The 18,772-nt window shown below is 62.1% G+C and carries 15 protein-coding genes, 1 rRNA gene and 1 pseudogene; 9 read left to right on the top strand and 8 right to left on the bottom strand.

From position 1 onward, the window contains the following. Positions 1-111: 111 nt before the first annotated feature. The 9 genes and pseudogenes from rrf to ACMGGN_RS16310 all read left to right on the top strand — a co-directional run bounded on the left by rrf (position 112) and on the right by ACMGGN_RS16310 (position 10,156). A 5S ribosomal RNA gene (gene rrf, locus ACMGGN_RS16350) occupies positions 112-227 on the top strand. 282 nt (positions 228-509) lie between these two features. After that, entirely contained in the window at positions 510-2,153 is a 1,644-nt protein-coding gene (locus ACMGGN_RS16345) for an acetolactate synthase large subunit (protein ID WP_039604766.1), read from the top strand. A gap of 506 nt (positions 2,154-2,659) precedes the next feature. After that, a pseudogene (locus ACMGGN_RS16340) lies at positions 2,660-3,556 on the top strand (nitrilase family protein). A 10-nt stretch (positions 3,557-3,566) separates the two neighbouring features. Further along, positions 3,567-4,721, top strand: a complete 1,155-nt coding sequence (locus ACMGGN_RS16335; RefSeq protein WP_115273013.1) for a hypothetical protein — start codon at positions 3,567-3,569, stop codon at positions 4,719-4,721. Continuing rightward, a complete protein-coding gene (locus ACMGGN_RS16330) occupies positions 4,718-5,707 on the top strand; it encodes an asparaginase (protein ID WP_414156128.1) in 990 nt (329 codons plus the stop codon). The genes ACMGGN_RS16335 and ACMGGN_RS16330 overlap by 4 nt, the downstream gene beginning before the upstream one ends. Before the next feature lie 81 nt (positions 5,708-5,788). After that, a complete protein-coding gene (locus tag ACMGGN_RS16325) occupies positions 5,789-6,352 on the top strand; it encodes a UPF0149 family protein (protein WP_414156127.1) in 564 nt (187 codons plus the stop codon). Between the two features lie 174 nt (positions 6,353-6,526). Then, complete coding sequence (locus ACMGGN_RS16320) at positions 6,527-7,150, top strand: glutathione S-transferase family protein (RefSeq protein ID WP_174142612.1); 624 nt, start codon at positions 6,527-6,529, stop codon at positions 7,148-7,150. 27 nt (positions 7,151-7,177) lie between these two features. Next, on the top strand, positions 7,178-9,208 hold the full coding sequence (locus ACMGGN_RS16315; protein WP_414156126.1) for a pyridoxamine 5'-phosphate oxidase family protein: 2,031 nt from the start codon (positions 7,178-7,180) through the stop codon (positions 9,206-9,208). Between the two features lie 51 nt (positions 9,209-9,259). Further along, on the top strand, positions 9,260-10,156 hold the full coding sequence (locus tag ACMGGN_RS16310; protein ID WP_046787481.1) for a LysR family transcriptional regulator: 897 nt from the start codon (positions 9,260-9,262) through the stop codon (positions 10,154-10,156). Positions 10,157-10,158: 2 nt separating this feature from the next. Here ACMGGN_RS16310 and ACMGGN_RS16305 read toward each other — a convergent pair whose 3' ends face one another. The 8 genes from ACMGGN_RS16305 to ACMGGN_RS16270 all read right to left on the bottom strand — a co-directional run bounded on the left by ACMGGN_RS16305 (position 10,159) and on the right by ACMGGN_RS16270 (position 18,327). After that, positions 10,159-11,076 carry an aldose 1-epimerase gene (locus ACMGGN_RS16305; RefSeq protein WP_174142610.1) on the bottom strand — a complete coding sequence of 306 codons (918 nt, stop codon included), beginning with the start codon at positions 11,074-11,076 and terminating at the stop codon, positions 10,159-10,161. Positions 11,077-11,100: 24 nt separating this feature from the next. Then, a complete protein-coding gene (locus ACMGGN_RS16300; RefSeq protein ID WP_174142609.1) occupies positions 11,101-12,021 on the bottom strand; it encodes an EamA family transporter in 921 nt (306 codons plus the stop codon). 159 nt (positions 12,022-12,180) lie between these two features. After that, complete coding sequence (locus ACMGGN_RS16295; RefSeq protein WP_046787478.1) at positions 12,181-13,461, bottom strand: TRAP transporter large permease; 1,281 nt, start codon at positions 13,459-13,461, stop codon at positions 12,181-12,183. Then, complete coding sequence (locus ACMGGN_RS16290; RefSeq protein WP_115273007.1) at positions 13,462-13,989, bottom strand: TRAP transporter small permease; 528 nt, start codon at positions 13,987-13,989, stop codon at positions 13,462-13,464. A 68-nt stretch (positions 13,990-14,057) separates the two neighbouring features. Continuing rightward, entirely contained in the window at positions 14,058-15,029 is a 972-nt protein-coding gene (locus tag ACMGGN_RS16285; protein WP_012313102.1) for a TRAP transporter substrate-binding protein, read from the bottom strand. A gap of 65 nt (positions 15,030-15,094) precedes the next feature. Continuing rightward, the gene (locus ACMGGN_RS16280; protein ID WP_046787476.1) at positions 15,095-15,973 is read right to left on the bottom strand and encodes a glucurono-1,5-lactonase; all 879 of its coding nucleotides are present in this window, start codon (positions 15,971-15,973) and stop codon (positions 15,095-15,097) included. A 26-nt stretch (positions 15,974-15,999) separates the two neighbouring features. After that, positions 16,000-16,806, bottom strand: coding sequence for an NAD-dependent epimerase/dehydratase family protein (locus tag ACMGGN_RS16275; RefSeq protein ID WP_125925141.1), 807 nt, complete (start codon positions 16,804-16,806; stop codon positions 16,000-16,002). 282 nt (positions 16,807-17,088) lie between these two features. Continuing rightward, positions 17,089-18,327 carry an OprD family porin gene (locus ACMGGN_RS16270; protein ID WP_414156125.1) on the bottom strand — a complete coding sequence of 413 codons (1,239 nt, stop codon included), beginning with the start codon at positions 18,325-18,327 and terminating at the stop codon, positions 17,089-17,091. Between the last annotated feature and the right edge of the window lie 445 nt (positions 18,328-18,772).

Genomic DNA, 18,772 nt, shown 5'->3' with positions numbered 1-18,772 from the left:
TTCTGCAGATTGTGGTGGTGAAGACGAAAGAACCGAAAGTTCGCAACATCACAACTATCGCATATCCGAATTCGCTGGGCTGTCCATCTGGACATTCTGGCTACAGAATTTCTTGACGACCATAGAGCATTGGAACCACCTGATCCCATCCCGAACTCAGTAGTGAAACGATGCATCGCCGATGGTAGTGTGGGGTTTCCCCATGTGAGAGTAGGTCATCGTCAAGATTCATTTCGCAAAACCCCTATCTGCGCAAGCAGGTGGGGGTTTTGTCTTTCCGATATTCGCACACCTTTCTCCAGGCAAAGATGTTTTGTCCCTCTCGCACCTGCGCAAACGCGCCGAAGGGTGCGACAATTATTCCTGTTCGTTTACGTGACTTTGCCCTGCCCAAGCTGCGTCAAGGCTTAGGTTCGGGGCATCCTCGCGCCCGAACATAGCGATGCCAGCGTGCCGTGCTGCGCATTTCTGGACCTTCACCGTCCTATACAACTGAGGTTACAAGCAAGATGGCCAAGGCCGCCGATGTCGTTGTGCAATGCCTGGAAAACGAAGGTGTCGAGTATGTGTTCGGCATTCCTGGTGAGGAAAACCTCGACCTGCTGGAATCCCTGCGCAAGTCGAAGATCAAGCTGGTACTGACCCGCCACGAGCAGTCTGCGGGCTTCATGGCAGCCACCTATGGCCGCCTGACCGGCAAGACCGGCGTCAGCCTGTCGACCCTGGGCCCTGGCGCGACCAACCTGGTAACCGCCAGTGCGTACGCCTACCTGGGCGGCATGCCGATGATGATGATTACCGGCCAGAAGCCGATCAAGAAGTCCAAGCAGGGCCGCTTCCAGATCATCGATGTGTGCGGCATGATGGACCCCATCACCAAGTACACCCACCAGTTCGCCTCGGCCGACAACATCCCTTCGCGCATGCGTGAAGCGTTCCGCCTGGCCGAAGAAGAAAAACCGGGCGCCGTGCACCTGGAGCTGCCGGAAGACATCGCCGCCGAGCAGACCGATGCCATGCCGATCCCGCGCAGCCTGCACCGCCGTCCGCTGGCCGAGCACGTGGCTATCGAAGCTGCCATCGAGAAACTGCGCACCGCCCGCAGCCCTATCCTGGTGATCGGTGCCGGCGCCAACCGCAAGATGACCGCCAAGGTCCTCAAGCAACTGGTCGATAAGACCGGTATCCCGTTCGTCACCACCCAGCTGGGCAAGGGTGTGGTTGACGAGCGCAGCCCGCGCTTCCTGGGTAATGCTGCGCTGTCGTCCGGTGATTTCGTGCACCGTGCGATCGAAGCGGCGGACCTGATCGTCAACATCGGCCACGATGTGATCGAGAAGCCGCCGTTCTTCATGGTCCGTGGCGGCACCGAAGTCATCCATATCAACTTCCGTTCCGCCGAAGTCGACGCCGTGTACTTCCCGCAGGTTGAAGTGATCGGCGACATCGCCAACGCCGTCTGGCAGATCGCTGAAGGCCTGGGCGACACCTCGCACTGGGACTTCACCCGCCTCATGGCGATTCGTGAAGCCAACGAAGCCCAGATCGCCGAAGGCGGCGACGATGACCGCTTCCCGGTCTACCCTCAGCGCCTGGTTGCCGACATCCGTCGTGTACTGCCGTCCGAAGGTATCGTCGCCCTGGACAACGGCATCTACAAGATCTGGTTCGCGCGCAACTACAAGGCCCACAAGCCCAACACCGTACTGCTCGATAACGCCCTGGCGACCATGGGCGCCGGCCTGCCGTCGGCAATGGCAGCGCACCTGGTGTACCCGGACCGCCCGGTGATCTCGGTGTGTGGCGATGGTGGTTTCATGATGAACAGCCAGGAGCTGGAAACCGCAGTCCGTCTGGGCATGCACGTTACCGTGGTGATCCTGCGTGACGATGGCTACGGCATGATCCGCTGGAAGCAGGCCAACATGGGCTTCACCGATTTCGGCCTGGACTACGGCAACCCGGACTTCGTCAAGTACGCCGAAGCCTACGGTGCCAATGGCCACCGCGTGGAAAGCGCCGAAGGTTTGCTGCCGCTGCTCGAGCACTGCATCAAGACCCCGGGCGTGCACGTGATCGACTGCCCGGTCGACTACAGCGAGAACGACCGCATCCTCAACAGCGAGCTGCGTGAGCGCGCGCTGGCGGTGTAAGCCTTAAGGCCCGATCGCCGGCAAGCTGTTCCCACGGGAATATCACTGGTCTCTTTGGCCAGTGATTGGCAAGTGGGGCGGTTTGTCGGCGATCAGGCTCTACAGAGCAGGGCCTGCGCTCGTTGGCGCGCATATATTCACCACCGCTCAGATCTCACGATTCACCACTCTGGTTCTCAAGCCCCATGGAGAACACGAGAACATGACGATTGGATCGTCATACAACCACCCCGCCAAACTGGCCATTGAGCCTCCTTCAACCTCGCAACCTTGGGCTGCGCTTCCCGAAACCACCAGACCTTTTGTTTGGATGATCGATTTCACCTTTGATCACTACCCGCATTATCAGATGCTGTAGGTAATGGAATTCGTGGCTATCAGGTAGATAAGTCTTACCGGAGGTCTTCGCTTTTCCCACAGGTCTGTGGGAGTGCGCTGACTGTCGCTCCCCAGCCTGACCCCGTTTTACTGGCGCTCTTCCACAACAACCAAAAAAGGAAGCCGCCATGTCCGAACTATGCCTCCCCATAAGCCCGGTAAAAATCGCCGTCATTCAGTACGACCCTCAGGTTGGGCTAGACAATCGCGATGGCAACCTGAAACACGGGTTGGCCCTGGCCCGGCGAGCTGCTCGCGAAGGTGCCAACCTGATTGTGCTGCCTGAACTGGCAAACACCGGTTATACCTTTCAGTCGCGTGCCGAAGCCTATGCTCATGCCCAGACGTTACAGGACGGGCCCAGCCTCCAGGCGTGGGCGGACTTTGCGCAGGAACAACAGGTTTATCTGGCCGCAGGCTTCGCGGAACGCGATGGTCTGAAACTCTATGACAGTGCAGTGCTGTTCGGGCCTGAGGGGATGCTTGGGCATTACCGCAAGGCCCACCTGTGGAATCAGGAAAAGCTGTGGTTCACCCCCGGCGACCTGGGCTTCCCAGTCTTCGAAACGCCCATCGGGCGTATAGGTTTGTTGATCTGTTGGGATATCTGGTTTCCCGAGGTCCCACGCCTGATGGCGGCGCAAGGTGCCGACATCCTGTGCAGCCTGAACAACTGGGTATGGACGCCACCACCGCTGTTCGATGCTGCCGGACGTTGCATGGCTTCATACCTCACCATGACGGCAGCACACGTCAACAATGTCTATATCGCCGCCGCCAACCGAATCGGTAGCGAGCGGGGAGGCCGTTTTCTGGGTTGTTCGCTGATCGCCGGGACCAACGGATGACCCATCGGTGAAACGGCCAGCGCAGATCACGAAACCATCCTCTATGCCGATGTCGATCTCAGCGCAGCCCGTTCGGCGCCAATCTGGAACAGCCTCAACGACTTGCCGCGAGACCGGCGTACAGATCTTTACGACGCCACGCTCGGCTATCGCATGCATGCACCGATGCCTCGCTGAGGAGACGGAAATGAAGGTTAAACTCATTTCGCCTCAGCAATTGATCCCAGCATTGATGCTGGCCAGCCTGACAGTATTGCTGGCTGCCAGCCTGGTGCTTGGTCAATGGCCGGATTATGCACAGTGGACTGCGAAACTGGATCAGCCACTGAGCCGCCTGCGCTGGATAATCGCAGACATCAGCGAAGTCACTTTTTACAAGCATGAACTACCCGCCCTCGGCTTGCTGCTCGGCGCTTGCCTGGCGCATTGGGCCTATATCCGTGGCTACCGTTGCCAGGGCTTCGCCATCTGTTATGGCAGTGGCTTGTGGCCCTGGGTTTTCATCAGCTCGCTGCTTGGCTTGCTGCTCAGTCATGCCTTGTGGGGCTGGACCTTGGCCAGTGGCGCCTGGCAACCCACATTCGTCGCCTTCGTCTCGCTGCCTGCTGCCATGGTTCTGCTGTTTGGTGGCGGCTGGCAGGTGACGATTACCGGTGCGGTGTTGGGCGCACTGCTGGTAGCACCAGCCAGCCTGTTGCTGGTCAATTACCTGTGCTACCCCCTGCAGTTGCCTGCCGTGATCGGCAATGTCAGCGGGATGGCTGTAGCAAGCGTGATGGCTTTCATGCTGTGCAGGCGCTTTCCATCGCTGGTCGAGCGCGGCCGCAGGCCCGAGACGTTGCAGGCTGTTGCGCCAAACCCGGACTATGGCGTGGTCTGGTCACTCAGGCGAGTTCTGGCCGATTTCAGCGAAGGGCCATTTTTCGGAAATGAACTGGCCAGTCTGGGGCTCTTGCTGGGTGTGCTGGCCGCCTACATGCTAGCGCCCGCTGCACCCGCCTATGGCTCGCAACTGGTTGTTCAGCTGGTGGCCGGGCAGGGGTTGTCTTCACTGGTTGGTGTAGTGATCTGGCGTCGCCAGTGGCAAGCGCGTGGCTGGTATCCCACCTACATTCCCATTGTGTCGGTTGTTCCTGCCGCGGTGCTGACCCATGGCGGTAGCTGGCAGGTGGTCATGCTCAGCGCAGTATTGGGCGCGCTGATCGCACCGCCGTTGGCTGTGGCCATCAGCCAACGGTTACCGAGCCATATGCATGGCTATATCGGTAACGTTCTATCCATGGCCATCAGTACATTAGGTATCGTGCCGCTGGTCGGGCTTGTTACGGGAGTTGGCGTATGACGGAAGTTGAAAATTTGCCTCGCTTGTCGATTGCCAGCCTGGGAGGAACAGCCAGCATGCAGGCTGATGCATCAGGGCGGGGGGTGACGCCAAGTCTCGACTGTGAGAGGCAATTGGCCTCTTTACCCCAATTGCGCGAGATGGCGCACCTTGAAGTGGCCACGCTGTGTCTGGTCCCTAGTGCCTCACTGAGTTTCGTGATGCTTCTGGATGTGCTGGCTTGGGCTCGCGCTGAAATCGAAGGTGGCTCGCAGGCAGTGATACTCACTCAGGGGACCGATACGCTGGAGGAGACGGCGTACTTTTTCAACCTGCTCTGGCCTTTCGACGCACCGTTGGTGCTCACCGGTGCAATGCGCCCGCCCAGCCAGCCGGGGAGCGATGGGCCGGCCAATCTGCTGGCGGCGACGCAGGTAGCTCTGGCTCACGCTAGCAGGGGAAGAGGTGCGCTGGTAGTGATCAACGACCAGATCCACTGCGCAACACGGGTACGCAAGACTGCCAGCCTGTCGATGGACGCGTTCGAGTCGCCTGGCAGTGGCCCCGTTGGTGAACTCGTAGAAGGCTTGGCGGTTTATCGTCAACCGCCTTGCCCGCGCAGGGTGCTACCGCTCCCCGAACGCGTCGGGCATCGGGTTGCGCTGCTGGAAGCTTGCCTGGATGCAGACACAACCTTGCTGCAGGCTGTTGCGGCCTTTGGCTTCGAGGGGCTGGTCATATCCGGGTTTGGTGCCGGGCACGTTTCCAGCGCCTGGTCCGATGTGTTGGGTGAGCTGGCGGCGAACCTGCCGGTGATTGTCGCTACCCGCACCGGAAGTGGTACCACCGCTCGGGCCACCTATGGTTTTGCGGGTGCCGAGATCGACTTGCAGTCCAAAGGCGTACACATGGCCGGACAACTCTGCCCGCGCAAGTGTCGAATATTGTTGTGGCTGCTACTCGGCACGGGGCAACAGTCGTCGCTGTGCACCTGGCTACCCCAATAGGGTAACTGCCCGCAGCTCTGTGGCTGTGGGCAGCCCTTGATCCGTCGCTGTGATAGGGTGCACACACTTTTGCTTTTCAGGATGTGCAACCATGCTCCCCCCCTCAGCGAAAAAGAACTCCACCGCCTGGAAGACCTGCTGATCACCTACGGCAACGACTATTCGGTACTCAACCTTGCCGAGCTCAACGGCTTTTTCACCGGCCTGGCCAGCTCGCCGTCGCGGGTCAACCCTGAGCAGTGGTTGCCTGCGGTCGCCGGTGGCAAGGTGCCGAAGTTCAAGAAGCCTGCCCATGAAGAAGCCTATACGGCACTGATGCTGCGCTATGCCCACCAGGTGGCGGAACAGCTTGAGCAGAACGTTGACGGCTTCGAGCCGGTGTTCGAAGAAAGTGAAAGCGAGGAAGGGCCGGCGATCATCATGGAAGAGTGGTGCTTTGGCTACATGCGCGCTACCCAGATTGCACAATGGGGCGACCTTCCGCCCGAGCAGGATCAATTGCTCAAGGCTATTTCGCTGCACGGGCTGGAGGATAACTTCGAGCTGCTCGATACCATGAGTTTCGATGAGCTGCAGGCCTGCGTGCCACATGTGGTCGCAGCGGCGAAGGGCTTGTATCGGTATCAGAAGCAGCAGCGCCACTGACCCGATGGGGCGGGGCCCTTTTGGGTCTGCCCCGCCCACGGGCCTTGGGTACCCAGCGATTATTTCGCATCGCGAAATTATGATCTTCCCCCAGCACTGATTCTGCAACTCAGCGATTCAGCGCAGCATGTGCTCCACCAGCACCACGCCGGTGCCGACCCTGGAGCACAGACCATGATCAAACTCTACAACTTCCCCAAGTCCGGCCATGCCCATCGCATCGAGCTGATGTTGTCGCTGCTGGACCTGCCCACCGAACTGGTGTTCGTGGACCTGGCCAAGGGCGCGCACAAGCAGCCGGAATTCCTCGCCCTCAACCCCCTCGGCCAGGTGCCGGTGATCGATGACAACGGTACTGTCATTGCCGACTCCAACGCCATCCTCGTCTACCTGGCCAGCACGTACGACAAAGCCGGCCATTGGCTGCCCCAAGACCCGGTCACCGCCGCCCGTGTGCAACGCTGGTTGTCCACCGCCGCAGGGCCGCTCGCCTTCGGCCCGGCCGCTGCCCGTCTGGTTACCGTGTTTGGCGCCTCATTCAATACCGACGAAGTCATCGGTCGCGCCCACGCCTTGCTCAAGGTGATGGACCGCGAACTGGCCGAGTCGCCATTCCTGGTGGGCGACCAGCCGACCATCGCTGATGTGGCCAACTACTCCTACATCGCCCACGCCCCTGAGGGCAACGTCTCGCTGGAGCCGTACCCCAACGTACGCGCCTGGCTGGCACGCATCGAAGCGCTGCCCGGTTTCGTTGCCATGCCACGTACCGCCGTGGGCCTGCAAGCCAACGTCTGAGCCGCAACCCAACCGAGGAACGCCGCCATGCAACAAACCCCTGACCCTCGACCCTCGCCCTGGCACGTTGGCGAAAAACGGCTGCAGGAGCAGGCCGGTGTGGCGCAGCGCATGGAGGCGTTCGGGCAGAAGGTCATTCGTGACTACATGCCCGACCAGCACCGCGAGTTTTACCGGCAACTGCCTTTCCTGGTCGCTGGCGCCGTAGACGCCCACGGTAAACCCTGGGCGACGTTGCTTGAAGGCCCTGAAGGCTTCGTCAACTCGCCCGACCCACGGCAATTGTTGATCGACACCCATCTCGCCAGCGACGACCCGGCAACGCCAGGCCTGGGCGCAGGTGGTGCTGTCGGCTTGCTCGGCATCGAGTTGCACAGCCGCCGGCGCAACCGCATCAACGGGCTTATCCAGCAAGGGGGTGGTGGCCCGCTGGCGGTGACGGTGGAGCATGCCTTCGGCAATTGTCCCCAGTACATCCAGTTGCGCGCTTACACGCGTGTCGATGAGCCGCCGCAGGGCAGGCTGGACTCCAGCGTACTGGATACCCACGCAGTGACGATGATCGAGCAGGCAGACACCTTCTTTGTCGCCAGCTACATTGACCACCAAGACGGCCATCGCGCTGTGGATGTCTCGCACCGCGGCGGCCGGGCCGGGTTCGTCAAGGTCGACGGCAACCGCCTGACCATCCCCGACTATGCCGGCAACTTGCACTTCAATACCCTCGGCAACCTGTTGGAAAATCCGCAGGCAGGGTTGTTGTTCGTCGATTTCAGCAACGGCAACGTGCTGCAAGTGTCGGGGCGCACCGAGATTTTGCTCGACAGCCCGCTGATCAAAGACTTCGCCGGCGCCGAGCGGCTATGGACGCTTCAGGTCGAACACATCGTGCTGCGCCGGGCTGGCGTGTCGCTACGCTGGGCCTTTGAGGAATACGCACCGACCAGCCTGATGACCGGGACCTGGGCCGAGGTCGAGCAGCGCCGGCAGCAGCGCGAGCGGCAGCGCCAATGGCTGGCCTGGCGTGTTGAGCGGGTGGTGCAGGAGAGCCAGGACATCCGCTCGTTCTACCTGGCGGCCGATGTGCCGGTAACCTTTGCTCCAGGCCAGCACATTCCTGTGCGGCTCCCGCTGGGTGGCGACACGCCGTTGATTCGCACCTACAGCCTGTCCTGCGCGCCATCGGACGGCCACCTGCGCATCAGCGTCAAGGCCCAGGGTGCGGCTTCGCGGTATTTGCACGAACAGGTCGGCGTGGGCGACCTGCTCGACGTGCGGCTGCCCATGGGCAGTTTTACCCTGGACGGCGACAGTACAAGGCCCATCGTGCTGATTGGTGCAGGCGTAGGTATTACCCCGCTGATCGCCATGTTGCGCGAGCAGCTGGCCCGGCAGCAGACGCGGCGAATTCACCTGTTCCACGGCGCCCGCCGCCTCGCTGACTTGCCATTTCAGCAGGAGCTGGCCGCGTTGTCCGAGCAGGCAGGTGGCCTGTTGAGTGTGCATCGCTCCCTTAGCCAGCCGGAGGACGACGCAGTACCAGGACGCGACTATGAACATGCCGGGCGCCTGGCGATCGAGCAGGTGAAAGCGAAGCTGGCGCTGGATGACTATGACTTCTACCTGTGTGGGCCGGCCAGCTTTACCCAGGACCTGTATGAAGGGTTACGCGCCATACACGTGCCGGACAAGCGCATTCATGCAGAAGCCTTCGGCCCGTCGACGCTCAGGCGTCATACCGATGACAACCAGCCGACGCTGCAGCAGCCACCGGCTGCCAGCGAGCCAGTGCCTGTGTACTTTGCCAGCTCGGCCAAGGAGGCGCGCTGGGCACCGGGCGGTGGTACCTTGCTCGAACTTGCCGAAGCCCGTGGGTTGTCGCCGGACTTCAGCTGCCGGGGCGGTTCGTGCGGCACCTGCAAGACCAAGGTGGTGAGCGGGCAGGTGCATTACCCGAACCCGCCTGCCCAGATGCCGGAAGCGGGGACAGTGCTGATCTGCTGCGCGGTGCCGGGCAAAGCGCAGGAGGGCGGGCAGGCGCTGGTACTGGATATTTGATGCTGCCTGCAGATAGCAGATAATCTCTACCCACGATACTCAGGAGCCGGCATGGACCAGATCCACCTGATGAAGGTGTTCGTCGCGGTAGGCGAGCTGGAAAGCTTCGCTGCTGCCGCCCGCCGTCTGGACATCTCGCCCGCTGCAGTAACCCGCGCGGTCAGCGCGCTTGAGGACATGCTCGGCGTCAAACTGCTGCTACGTACCACGCGCAGCGTGCGCCTGACCCAGGCGGGTGGCCGCTATCTGGAGGACACCCGCCACATCCTCGCCAGCATCTCTGAGGCCAACGAGGCCGCCGCCGGCATCAACGCCACGCCCAAAGGCGAACTGGCCGTCACCGCGCCCATCCTGTTCGGCAAGAAATTCGTCATGCCGAGCATCGTGCGTTATCTGCAGCGGTACCCCGAGGTGGACGTATCCGCCTACTTCCTCGACCGCATCGTCAACATGGTCGAGGAGGGCATGGACGTTGCGGTGCGTATCGGTCCGCTGCCCGACTCCGGCCTCAAGGCCCTGCGCGTAGGCAGGGTCAGGCGCATGCTCTGCGCCTCGCCTGAATACCTGGCGCGCCACGGTGTGCCGCAGCACCCCTCGGACTTGCCGGCGCATGCGGTGATCGCCACCACCAACCTCTCGCCGCGTGCCGGTTGGCGCTTCGGCGTGACGGACGAACCGACCCTGGTGCGCATCAAGCCCAGGCTCACCGTGACCAGCAACGACGGTGCGATCGCAGCGGCGGTGGGCGGGCTGGGGATTGCTCGGTTGCTGTCCTATCAGGTGGTGGACGAGATCGCCAGCGGGCAGTTACAGGTGCTACTGGCCGACTATGAGGAAGCCCCATGGCCGATCCATGTGCTGCACCGCGAAAGCAAGCATGGTTCGGCCAAGGTGCGCATGTTCGTCGACCTGCTGGCGCATGAGCTGCGGGCCCAAGGGCTGGACTGAAGTCATCCTGCCTTCGGTTCGCCCGGTTGCGGTCGCTCGCTGACAACCGTCTGGATCGCCTGGTACTCCAGGCTGAACCCCAGGCTCATTTCTTCACCCTGGCGCAACAAGCGCAAACCCGGTTGCCCCGGCAGGTGATGGGCATTGATTGGATGGCTGACCGGTTCAAAGCAGAAGAACGGCTTGTCCTGGGGGCAGAACAGCAAGAAATGCTCGGCACCGCTGGCGCTGCATACCAGTCGATAACCGGCCCCGGGTTGCTCGATCACGCAGTCCCCGGCCCACCCGCCGAACGCGTGGTCGACCACGGTGCCCGGCAGGCTGGCCGGCGCATCGAAGCGCCAGTCTTGAGGCACCGCTGCCGTGTACGACGGCAACCGCCCCTCTTCGGCCAGCCACACGTGCTGCGCTGCTGCCTGCAGGCGGGTGTCAGGGTAGCGCGGGAAGTAAGGATGCAACCCCAGTCCATACCAGGTAGCGGGCTCATCCAGATGCGTTACCTGCAGGTCAAGCCTCAGGCGGCCTTCATGCAAATGCACATCCAGTACCGCCCGGTAGGCGAACGGCACGCTGCTCTGGAGCGTCAGCCTTGCATTTCGCTCACTGTGATGAGCCACCTGCCAGGCCTGCTGCCAGGCGGTGCCATGGATCGGATACGGGTCGTGTGTGGTGTTGGGCGCCAGGGCCAGCCAACCCTCGGGCCTTGCAAAACCACCCTCGGCAATACGGTTGGACCAGGGCGCCAACGGGTAGCACCCCAGCTGGCGCGGTGTACCGCTGGCCAGTGCTGCCTGATCGGTATGGCGCAGCAGCGCCTGCCCAGTCGTCTTCACTTCCCAGTTGATCAGGCTGGCGCCCAGCTCGGGCGCCAGGGTCAGGCGGGTCAGGCGGTCTTGCAGCTGCAGTTCGGTGACAGCCATCAGCGGCTCCTTTCACAAAGCGGGTCAGCTGGCCCGACGGTAGGTCAGCAGCACGATGCCGCACACCACCACGGCGGCGCCGATCAATTGCCAGGTGCCCAGGCGCTGGTCCAGCAACGCCCAGCCCAGCAGCAACGTGGCGATCGGCTCGATATTCATCACTGGCGCGTTCTGCGCCATGTTCAGCCGTGGCACGCAGACGAACAGCAAGGTGAAGGCCACGCCATACAGCACCACCAGGCTGGCCAAGGCCGTCCAGCCGCTGGCGCTGGCCGGCAGCGACAACCCCGAGGGCATCACCCCGCTGGCCCCCGCCACCAGCATGCTGGCGAACACGATCAGCAGGGTCAGCAAGCTGCGCACCGGGCCGCGAACCGCAGCCAGTTTGTGGTCGGTGATCCACAACGCGCAGGCGAACACGCAGGCGGCGCAGAACGAAAGGCCCACGCCCAGTAGCCAGTGCGGGTTGGCCTCACCGTTATCGGCCAGGCGCCCAGGTACATCCAGCGCCAGCACCAGGCCACACAGGATCAGCCCCATGAACAGCACGGTGCGGCCGGTCGGGCGAGCGCCGCCCAGCGCCCAGGTGAGCAGCGCCAGCAGCATCGGAAAGGTGTTGCCTACCAGCAGCGCCAAGGCAACCGGAATGCGCGCCACGGCCGAGTACAGGCACAGGCTCTGGGTAGCGATCAACAGGCCCAACAGCAATTGCCAGTGCCGCGTGCCAGCCGGCAGGCTCAGCGGTTGGCGCTGCCACAGCACCAGGCTCGCCAGCACCAGGAAGGTGATGCCGGAACGACAGAGGATGGCCAACAGCACGCCGGTGTCGTCATCGAAGGCGATGCGCGCGGCAATGTGGTTGCCGGCGAACGAGCAGGCCAGCAGCGCCAGTAGCGCGACCGCCAGCTTGCGCGGGAAAAGGGAGACAGAAGCAGCGACAGCCATGTGCATGATCCATTTGCAGGTGTGTTCAGGAGGCTGTTGCGCAGCCCATCGCTGGCAAGCCAGCTCCCACTGGTTTTGCATTGGCCTTCAGATCGGCGTTGTCCCAGTGGGAGCCGGCTTGCCGGCGATGGGCCGCCCAGCGGCCCCGGATGAGCGCCGTTACAACACGACGCTCGGCAGCCACAGCGAAATGGCCGGGATATAGGTGACCGCGATGAGCACCAGGAACAGCGCAATGTAGAACGGCAGCAGCGCCTTCACCGTCGATTCGATGCTCACCTTGCCGATGGCCGAGCCGACGAACAGCACCGCACCTACCGGTGGCGTGATCAACCCGATGCCCAGGTTCACCAGCATGATCATGCCGAAGTGCACCGGGTCCACACCGATGCCGGTGATCACGGGCAGCAGGATCGGCGTCAGGATCAGGATCAGCGGCGCCATGTCCATCACCGTGCCCAGCAGCAACAGCATGAAGTTGATGCACATCAGGATCACGTAGCGGTTGTCCGACAGGGTCAGGAACACTGTGGTGATCTTCGACGGGATCTGCATCAGCGTCATCACGTAGCCGAAGCTTGCGGCAAAGCCGATCAGGATCATCACGATCGAGATGGTCCGTACCGTACGGTGCATCAGCTTGGGCAAGTCGCGCCACTTGTAGTCGCGGTAGATGAACATGGTCACGAAGAACGACCAGACCACTGCCACGGCCGCTGATTCGGTGGCGGTGAACACGCCCGAGAGAATACCGCCGAGGATGATGACCATCGCCATCAGGCCCCACAGTGCTTCGCCAGCGATTTTCAGTGCCTGACGCAGCGGGATCACTTCACCTTTGGGGTAGTTGCGCTTCTTGGCGAAGATCAGGCACAGGCCCATCATCACCGCGCTCAGCAGCAAGCCGGGCATGATCCCCGCGATGAACAGCGAGCCGATCGACACTGTGCCGCCCGCCGCCAGCGAGTACAGCACCGAGTTGTGGCTGGGCGGGGTGAGCAGTGCCTGCACCGAGCCGCTGACGGTCACTGCCGTGGAGAACTCGCGCGGGTAGCCCTTGCGCTCCATCTCGGGGATCAGTACCGAGCCTACAGACGCGGTGTCAGCCACCGACGAGCCGGAAATGGCGCCGAAGAAGGTCGAGGCCATGATATTGACCAGCGACAAACCGCCCCGTACGAAGCCCACCAGCACTCCGGCGAAGGCCACCAACCGCCGTGACATGCCACCTTCGGCCATGATTGCGCCAGCCAGCACGAAGAACGGAATGGCCAGCAGTGAAAACTTGTTAACCCCACTGGCGATCTGAATCATCATCGCCTGCAGCGGGATATCGATCCACCAGGCGCCGATCAGCGCCGACAGGCCCAGGGCGAAGGCCACCGGCATGCCGATCAGGATGAGCACGATGAAACTGCCCAACAGAATGAACGCATCCATTTACGCAGCTCCTTCGTTTTCTTCCGCCAGATCGTAACGAACCACCTTGCGGTTGCTCTGATCGCCCAGCAGGAGTTTTTCCAGTACAAAAATCAAGGTCAGCAGACCACCGACCGGGATCGGCGCGTAGGTCATGCCCACCCGTACCCCAGGCAAAGAGGCCAGCGACTGGTTCCACGTGGTGATGCACAGCTTGATGCCGTAGTAGGTCATGAACACGCACACCAGGATCATCAGCACCTGCACCAGCAGTGCAACCAGCTGGCGCTGCAGCGGTGGCAGGCGGTCGGTGATCATCCCTACCGCCATGTGCGCGCCGGCCCGGTAGCTGGCGGCGGCACCGACGAAGGTGAACACCACCATCAGCAGGATCGACACTGGCTCAGGCCAGCTGGAGCCGGTACCCAGCACGTAGCGTGCAAAGATGCCCCAGGGAATGATCAGCGACATGGCCAGGATCGACAGGCCGGCGACCCAGATGCAGCTGCGGTAGAGCGTGTCGTTCACGCTCAGGAAAAGCGATTTCATAGGCATCACCAAAGCGGCAGGGCGGCGGGCGCCGCACTGCCGCGGTCAAACTTGGAAGGGGGCCGGTATTACTGGACGGCGTCGATACGCTTCATCAGGTCTGCGTACGGCGCACCGTACTTCTCGCGTACCGAAGCGGTAGCCTCGAAGAACGGTTTCTTGTCGACGCTGATGAACTCCACGCCCGCGGCCTTGAGTTTCTCTTCGCTGGCGGCAGTCTTGGCATCCCACAGCGCGCGCTCTTCCATCTGCGCTTCGCGCGCGACCTTCTTCACCAGCGCCTGCTGTTCAGGCGTGAGCTTGTTCCAGGTGGTCTTGGACATCACCACCGGCTCCGGCAGGATCAGATGGCCAGTGAGGGTGAAGTACTTGGCGCTCTGGTAGTGGTTGTGCTCGAGCAGGGTTGGCGGGTTGTTTTCGGCGCCATCGATCACGCCGGTCTGCAGGGCGCTGAAGATCTCGCCGGTGTCCATGGCGATGCCGTTGCCGCCCATGGCGTTCATCATGTCGATGAACAGCGGGTTGCCCTGCACGCGGATCTTCATGCCCTTGAGGTCTTCCAGGCTGCGCACCGGCTTCTTGGTATAGATGCTGCGCGAGCCGCCGTCCATCCACGCCAGGGCCACCAGGTTGAATTCGGAATTGGTGATCTTGTCGAGGATCTCCTGGCCGATATCGCCGTCGATGATCTTGCGCATGTGGTCATGGTCGCGGAACACGAACGGCATGTTGAACACGTTCACGTCCGGCACCACCGGGCCGACGATCCCCAGGCTGACGCGGGTCATCTGCACGGCACCGATCTGCGCCTGCTCGATGACTTCCTTTTCCGAGCCCAGGACGCCGCCGGGGAACATCTTGAAGGTGATCTCGCCATTGCTGGCGGCTTCGATCTTCTTGCCCATGTTCTGCTCGGCGACCACGGTCGGGTAACCGGCCGGGTGGATCTCGGCGAACTTGATGTCCAGCGCGTGGGCTGGCAGGGAGAGGCTGAAGGCGAACGGGAGTGCAGCAAGAAGCAGCTTGCGTTTGAAAGTCATGATGAAACTCCGTGGTTTTTATTATCCGGTTTCGGGCGTACGAGTGTGGTTGGCAGTACGGGTGTTCAGCCCCGGCAGGCAGGTTCCTCCAGGCCTTTGACGCCGAGTTCGAAGGCAAATACCCCACCAGCCAGCGGCTGGTCGCAGAGGTCGATGCCTGCGGGGCGGATCGAGGTGACGAACAGGGTGTCCAGGTTGGCGCCGCCGAAGGCGCACATCGCCGGCTTTTTCACCGGCACGTTGAGTGAGCGGTCAAGGCGGCCATCCGGCGTGAACCGGTGGATCTGACCGGCATCGTTGCCGCAGATCCAGTAGCAGCCGTCCTGGTCGATGGCAGCGCCGTCCGGGCGACCGGGGAAGGCGCGCATGTCGACGAACAGCCGCTTGTTGTGGGGTATGCCACTGTCGATGTCGTAGTCGAACACCCAGATCTTCTGCACGTCGGGGTGCGAGTCCGACAGGTACATGCGTGTGCCGTCGGGGCTGAAGGCCAGGCCATTGGGCACGATCATGCCGTCCTGCTGCAGGTGTAACTGGCCCTCGCCGTCATGCCGGTACAGCGCGCCGACCGTTGCGCCTTGCTGCATGTCCATCAACATGGTGCCGGCCCAAAAGCGGCCCTGGCGATCACAGCGCCCATCGTTGAAACGCATGCCGCTCTGGGCATGGTCGACGGCGCTGAGCAAGTGGCTGGCAAGGCTGCCATCGGCCCTGGTTTCAAGCTGGAAGATGCCGCTTTCCATGCCGGCGATCCAGCCCCGCTCAGTGCGCGCGATGCAGGCGAGCATCTCGTCGCCTTGCCAGGTCTGATGGGCACCATCGGGCTGCCAGCGATGCAGCTGGCGTGCGGGAATGTCGACCCAGTACAGGGCGTGTTCGGTGGGGTGCCACACGGGGCTTTCGCCGGTGCCGTTGCGGGCGTCGACGATCAGTTCGCAGTTCATGGCCGGGCCTCCTGGAGCACTGGGTGTCAGTTGAACGGTCCGGCTACGGCGAAGGCGCCGCCCTGATAGACCATGCTCGGGTCATCGGCGGCAGGTGCCGGCTGGGCCTCTACCACTTCGCGAAACACCTCGGAGGTGTCTTTAGGCTCGTAGCCCAGGTGCGCGGCATAGCGGTTGTCCCACCATACGGTGCGGTTGTCGGAGGCACCGTAGACAATGGTGTGGCCGACGTTGGGGGTGTTCAGCCCACGTTCGATGAGCTGGACCAGGTCGTCGTAGCTCAGCCAGGTGCACAACATGCGTGGGTTCTGTGGCTGGGGGAAGGACGAGCCAATGCGGATGCTGACGGTCTCGATGCCATAGCGGTCGAAGTAAAAGCTGGCCATATCCTCGCCGTAGCATTTGGACAACCCGTAGTAGCTGTCGGGCCGGCGTGGAGCGTGAGCGTCGATGCGCTCGTCCTGGCGGTAGAAACCGATGGTGTGGTTGGAGCTGGCGAAGATGATGCGCTTGACCCCATGCTTGCGCGCCGCCTCGTAAACGTGGAACACACCGCAGATGTTGGGGCCGAGGATGTCCTCGAAGGAGTGCTCGGTGGATACGCCGCCGAAATGGAGGATGGCGTCTACGCCTTCTACCAGTGCGTGGACGGCGGCCTTGTCGGCCAGGTCGCAGGTCACGACCTCTTCATGCGCACCTGCGGCAGGTGCCATCGGGCTGATATCGGAAAGGCGCAGGACCTCGGCGTAGCCTTGCAGGCGTTCGCGAAGGACCTTGCCCAGGCCGCCTGCGGCTCCGGTGAGCAGCAGGCGATTGAGGGGGGTAGTGGTCATGGCCGGCTCTATTTGTTAATTGTTGTAGGTTGTCGTATGACTGTGTTGATTATTGGCAGTGGGGTTGGCAGTTGTCAATGAGGCGTGTGCGGCTTTCGCCTGGTTTGGTGGTCAACTGTAGGAGCGGCCTTGTGTCGCGAAAGGGCTGCGCAGCGGCCCCCGGCAATGGGGCCGCCTGCGAAGTTCTGGGGCCGCTGCGCGCCCCTTTCGCGACACAAGGCCGCTCCTACGCCAGGCAATTGCCACACAAGGCCGTTGCCACAGGAAACGCGTTAGCCCGGGTTACAACAGCGACAGCGGGTAATTGAAGATCAACCGGTTCTCATCGAATTCGTTGTTGCTGTAGTCGCGCCGAATCGACGAGTTGCGCCATTTGACGCTCAAATCCTTGAACGCCCCGCTCTGGATCACATAGGCCAGCTCTGTTTCCCGCACCCACTCCTTGCCGTCGGTCACCGCCCCGGTATGCACGTCCTGCCCGCTGATGTAGCGGTTCATCAGCGTCAGCCCCGGCACGCCAACGGTGACGAAGTTGAAGTCATGACGCACCTGCCAGGAGCGCTCGTTGGCATTGTCGAAACTGGAGTTGTAGCTGTCGTTGGCCAAGGTGCCGCCGCTCGTGCCGTTGACCCGCATCCAGGTATCGCCATCGACCTTCTGCAGGCCCACCCAGAACGTGTTGCCGCCATACTTGGCCGAGAACATCCCCGAATACGTCTTGTTGTCCAGTTGCCCGGCCTTTTCGGAGCCGTCTTCGCCACCGTGGAAGTAACCGAGGTTGGCGCCGAAGGTCCAGCTGCCGACCGGCTGGCTGTGGCTCAGTTGCAGGTACTGCTGCTCATAGACGTCCTTGAGCACTGCGTTCCACAGCCCGACCAGCGTGCGGTCCTGGTTGAACTTGTATTCGCCACCGACGAAGTTGAAACGGTCCGAAAGGGCGCCGCCGTAGCTCATGTCGTCCATGCTGGCGTCGTTGCGCGGGCTGTTGCCGCGGAACTGCCCGCCGTACAGCGTCAGCCCGGCGATTTCGTTAGAGGTGACCTGCCCACCGCGGAAGGTCTGAGGCAGCGAGCGGCCATCGTCGGAACGCAGGATCGGCAGCACCGGCATCCACTCGCCGACCTTCAGTTCAGTCTTGGAAATCCGCGCCTTGCCCGCCACCGCCAGGCGCCCGAAGTCATCCGCCGGCTGCCCATCGTCATGGCGCGGCAGCAGGGCGGTGCCATAGGTGCCGCCACCGCCATCGAGCTTCACCGACCACATCCCCAGCACATCCACGCCGAAGCCGATCGGCCCTTCGGTGAACCCAGAGCGTGCATCGAGGATGAAGCTTTGCGTCCACTCCTCGGCCTTGCTTTGCGGGTTACTGGGGTTGGTGAAGTTGCGGTTGATATAGAAGTTGCGCAGGCCGAGCGTGGCTTTGGAATCTTCGATGAAGCCTGCGGCCACGCTGGTGCCCGGCAAGCTCCCGATTATGCCGGCGCCCAGCAGGGCAAAGGGAAGGGTATGGCAGATTTTCATTATTGTTGTGCTCCACAAAAGGGTGCGGCAGCCCGTCCACCGGGCACGTGCAAGCGGCCTGCGGCAGGGGCGGGTGGGTGCGGGCCGGTGAAGGCCGGGTAGGGTGAAACAGGGTTACGGCACTAGGTGGCCGTGCATGCTGGAATGAGGGGCGGCGAGAGGCTTGGGTGTAGCGCGATGGGGGTCGACATGGGAGAGTGTCCACTGATTGTTGTTTTTGTTATGTGTTGTCGTACAACTGTGGCGATTTTTTAGCAAGCGCAGGCGGTAATGTCAACGCCTACTAAGGCGAATAACGCCTGGTTTAGCACCTTTCTGAGAGGCACCTTTCATCAACAGAAGCTCTAGCCCGGGCATCTCCCTGCCTTGAAAGAGATACTACGACTAAAGTCGGTGTGAAGGGCGTTGATTGGCTGGTAACCCTGGAATTTTGTGTATTAGGACC

Origin of the sequence: Pseudomonas sp. BNK-30 (assembly GCF_047456185.1) — a bacterium.
In the GTDB taxonomy this organism is placed as follows: domain Bacteria; phylum Pseudomonadota; class Gammaproteobacteria; order Pseudomonadales; family Pseudomonadaceae; genus Aquipseudomonas; species Aquipseudomonas putida_E.
This window is presented reverse-complemented; position numbering and strand designations above follow the sequence as displayed.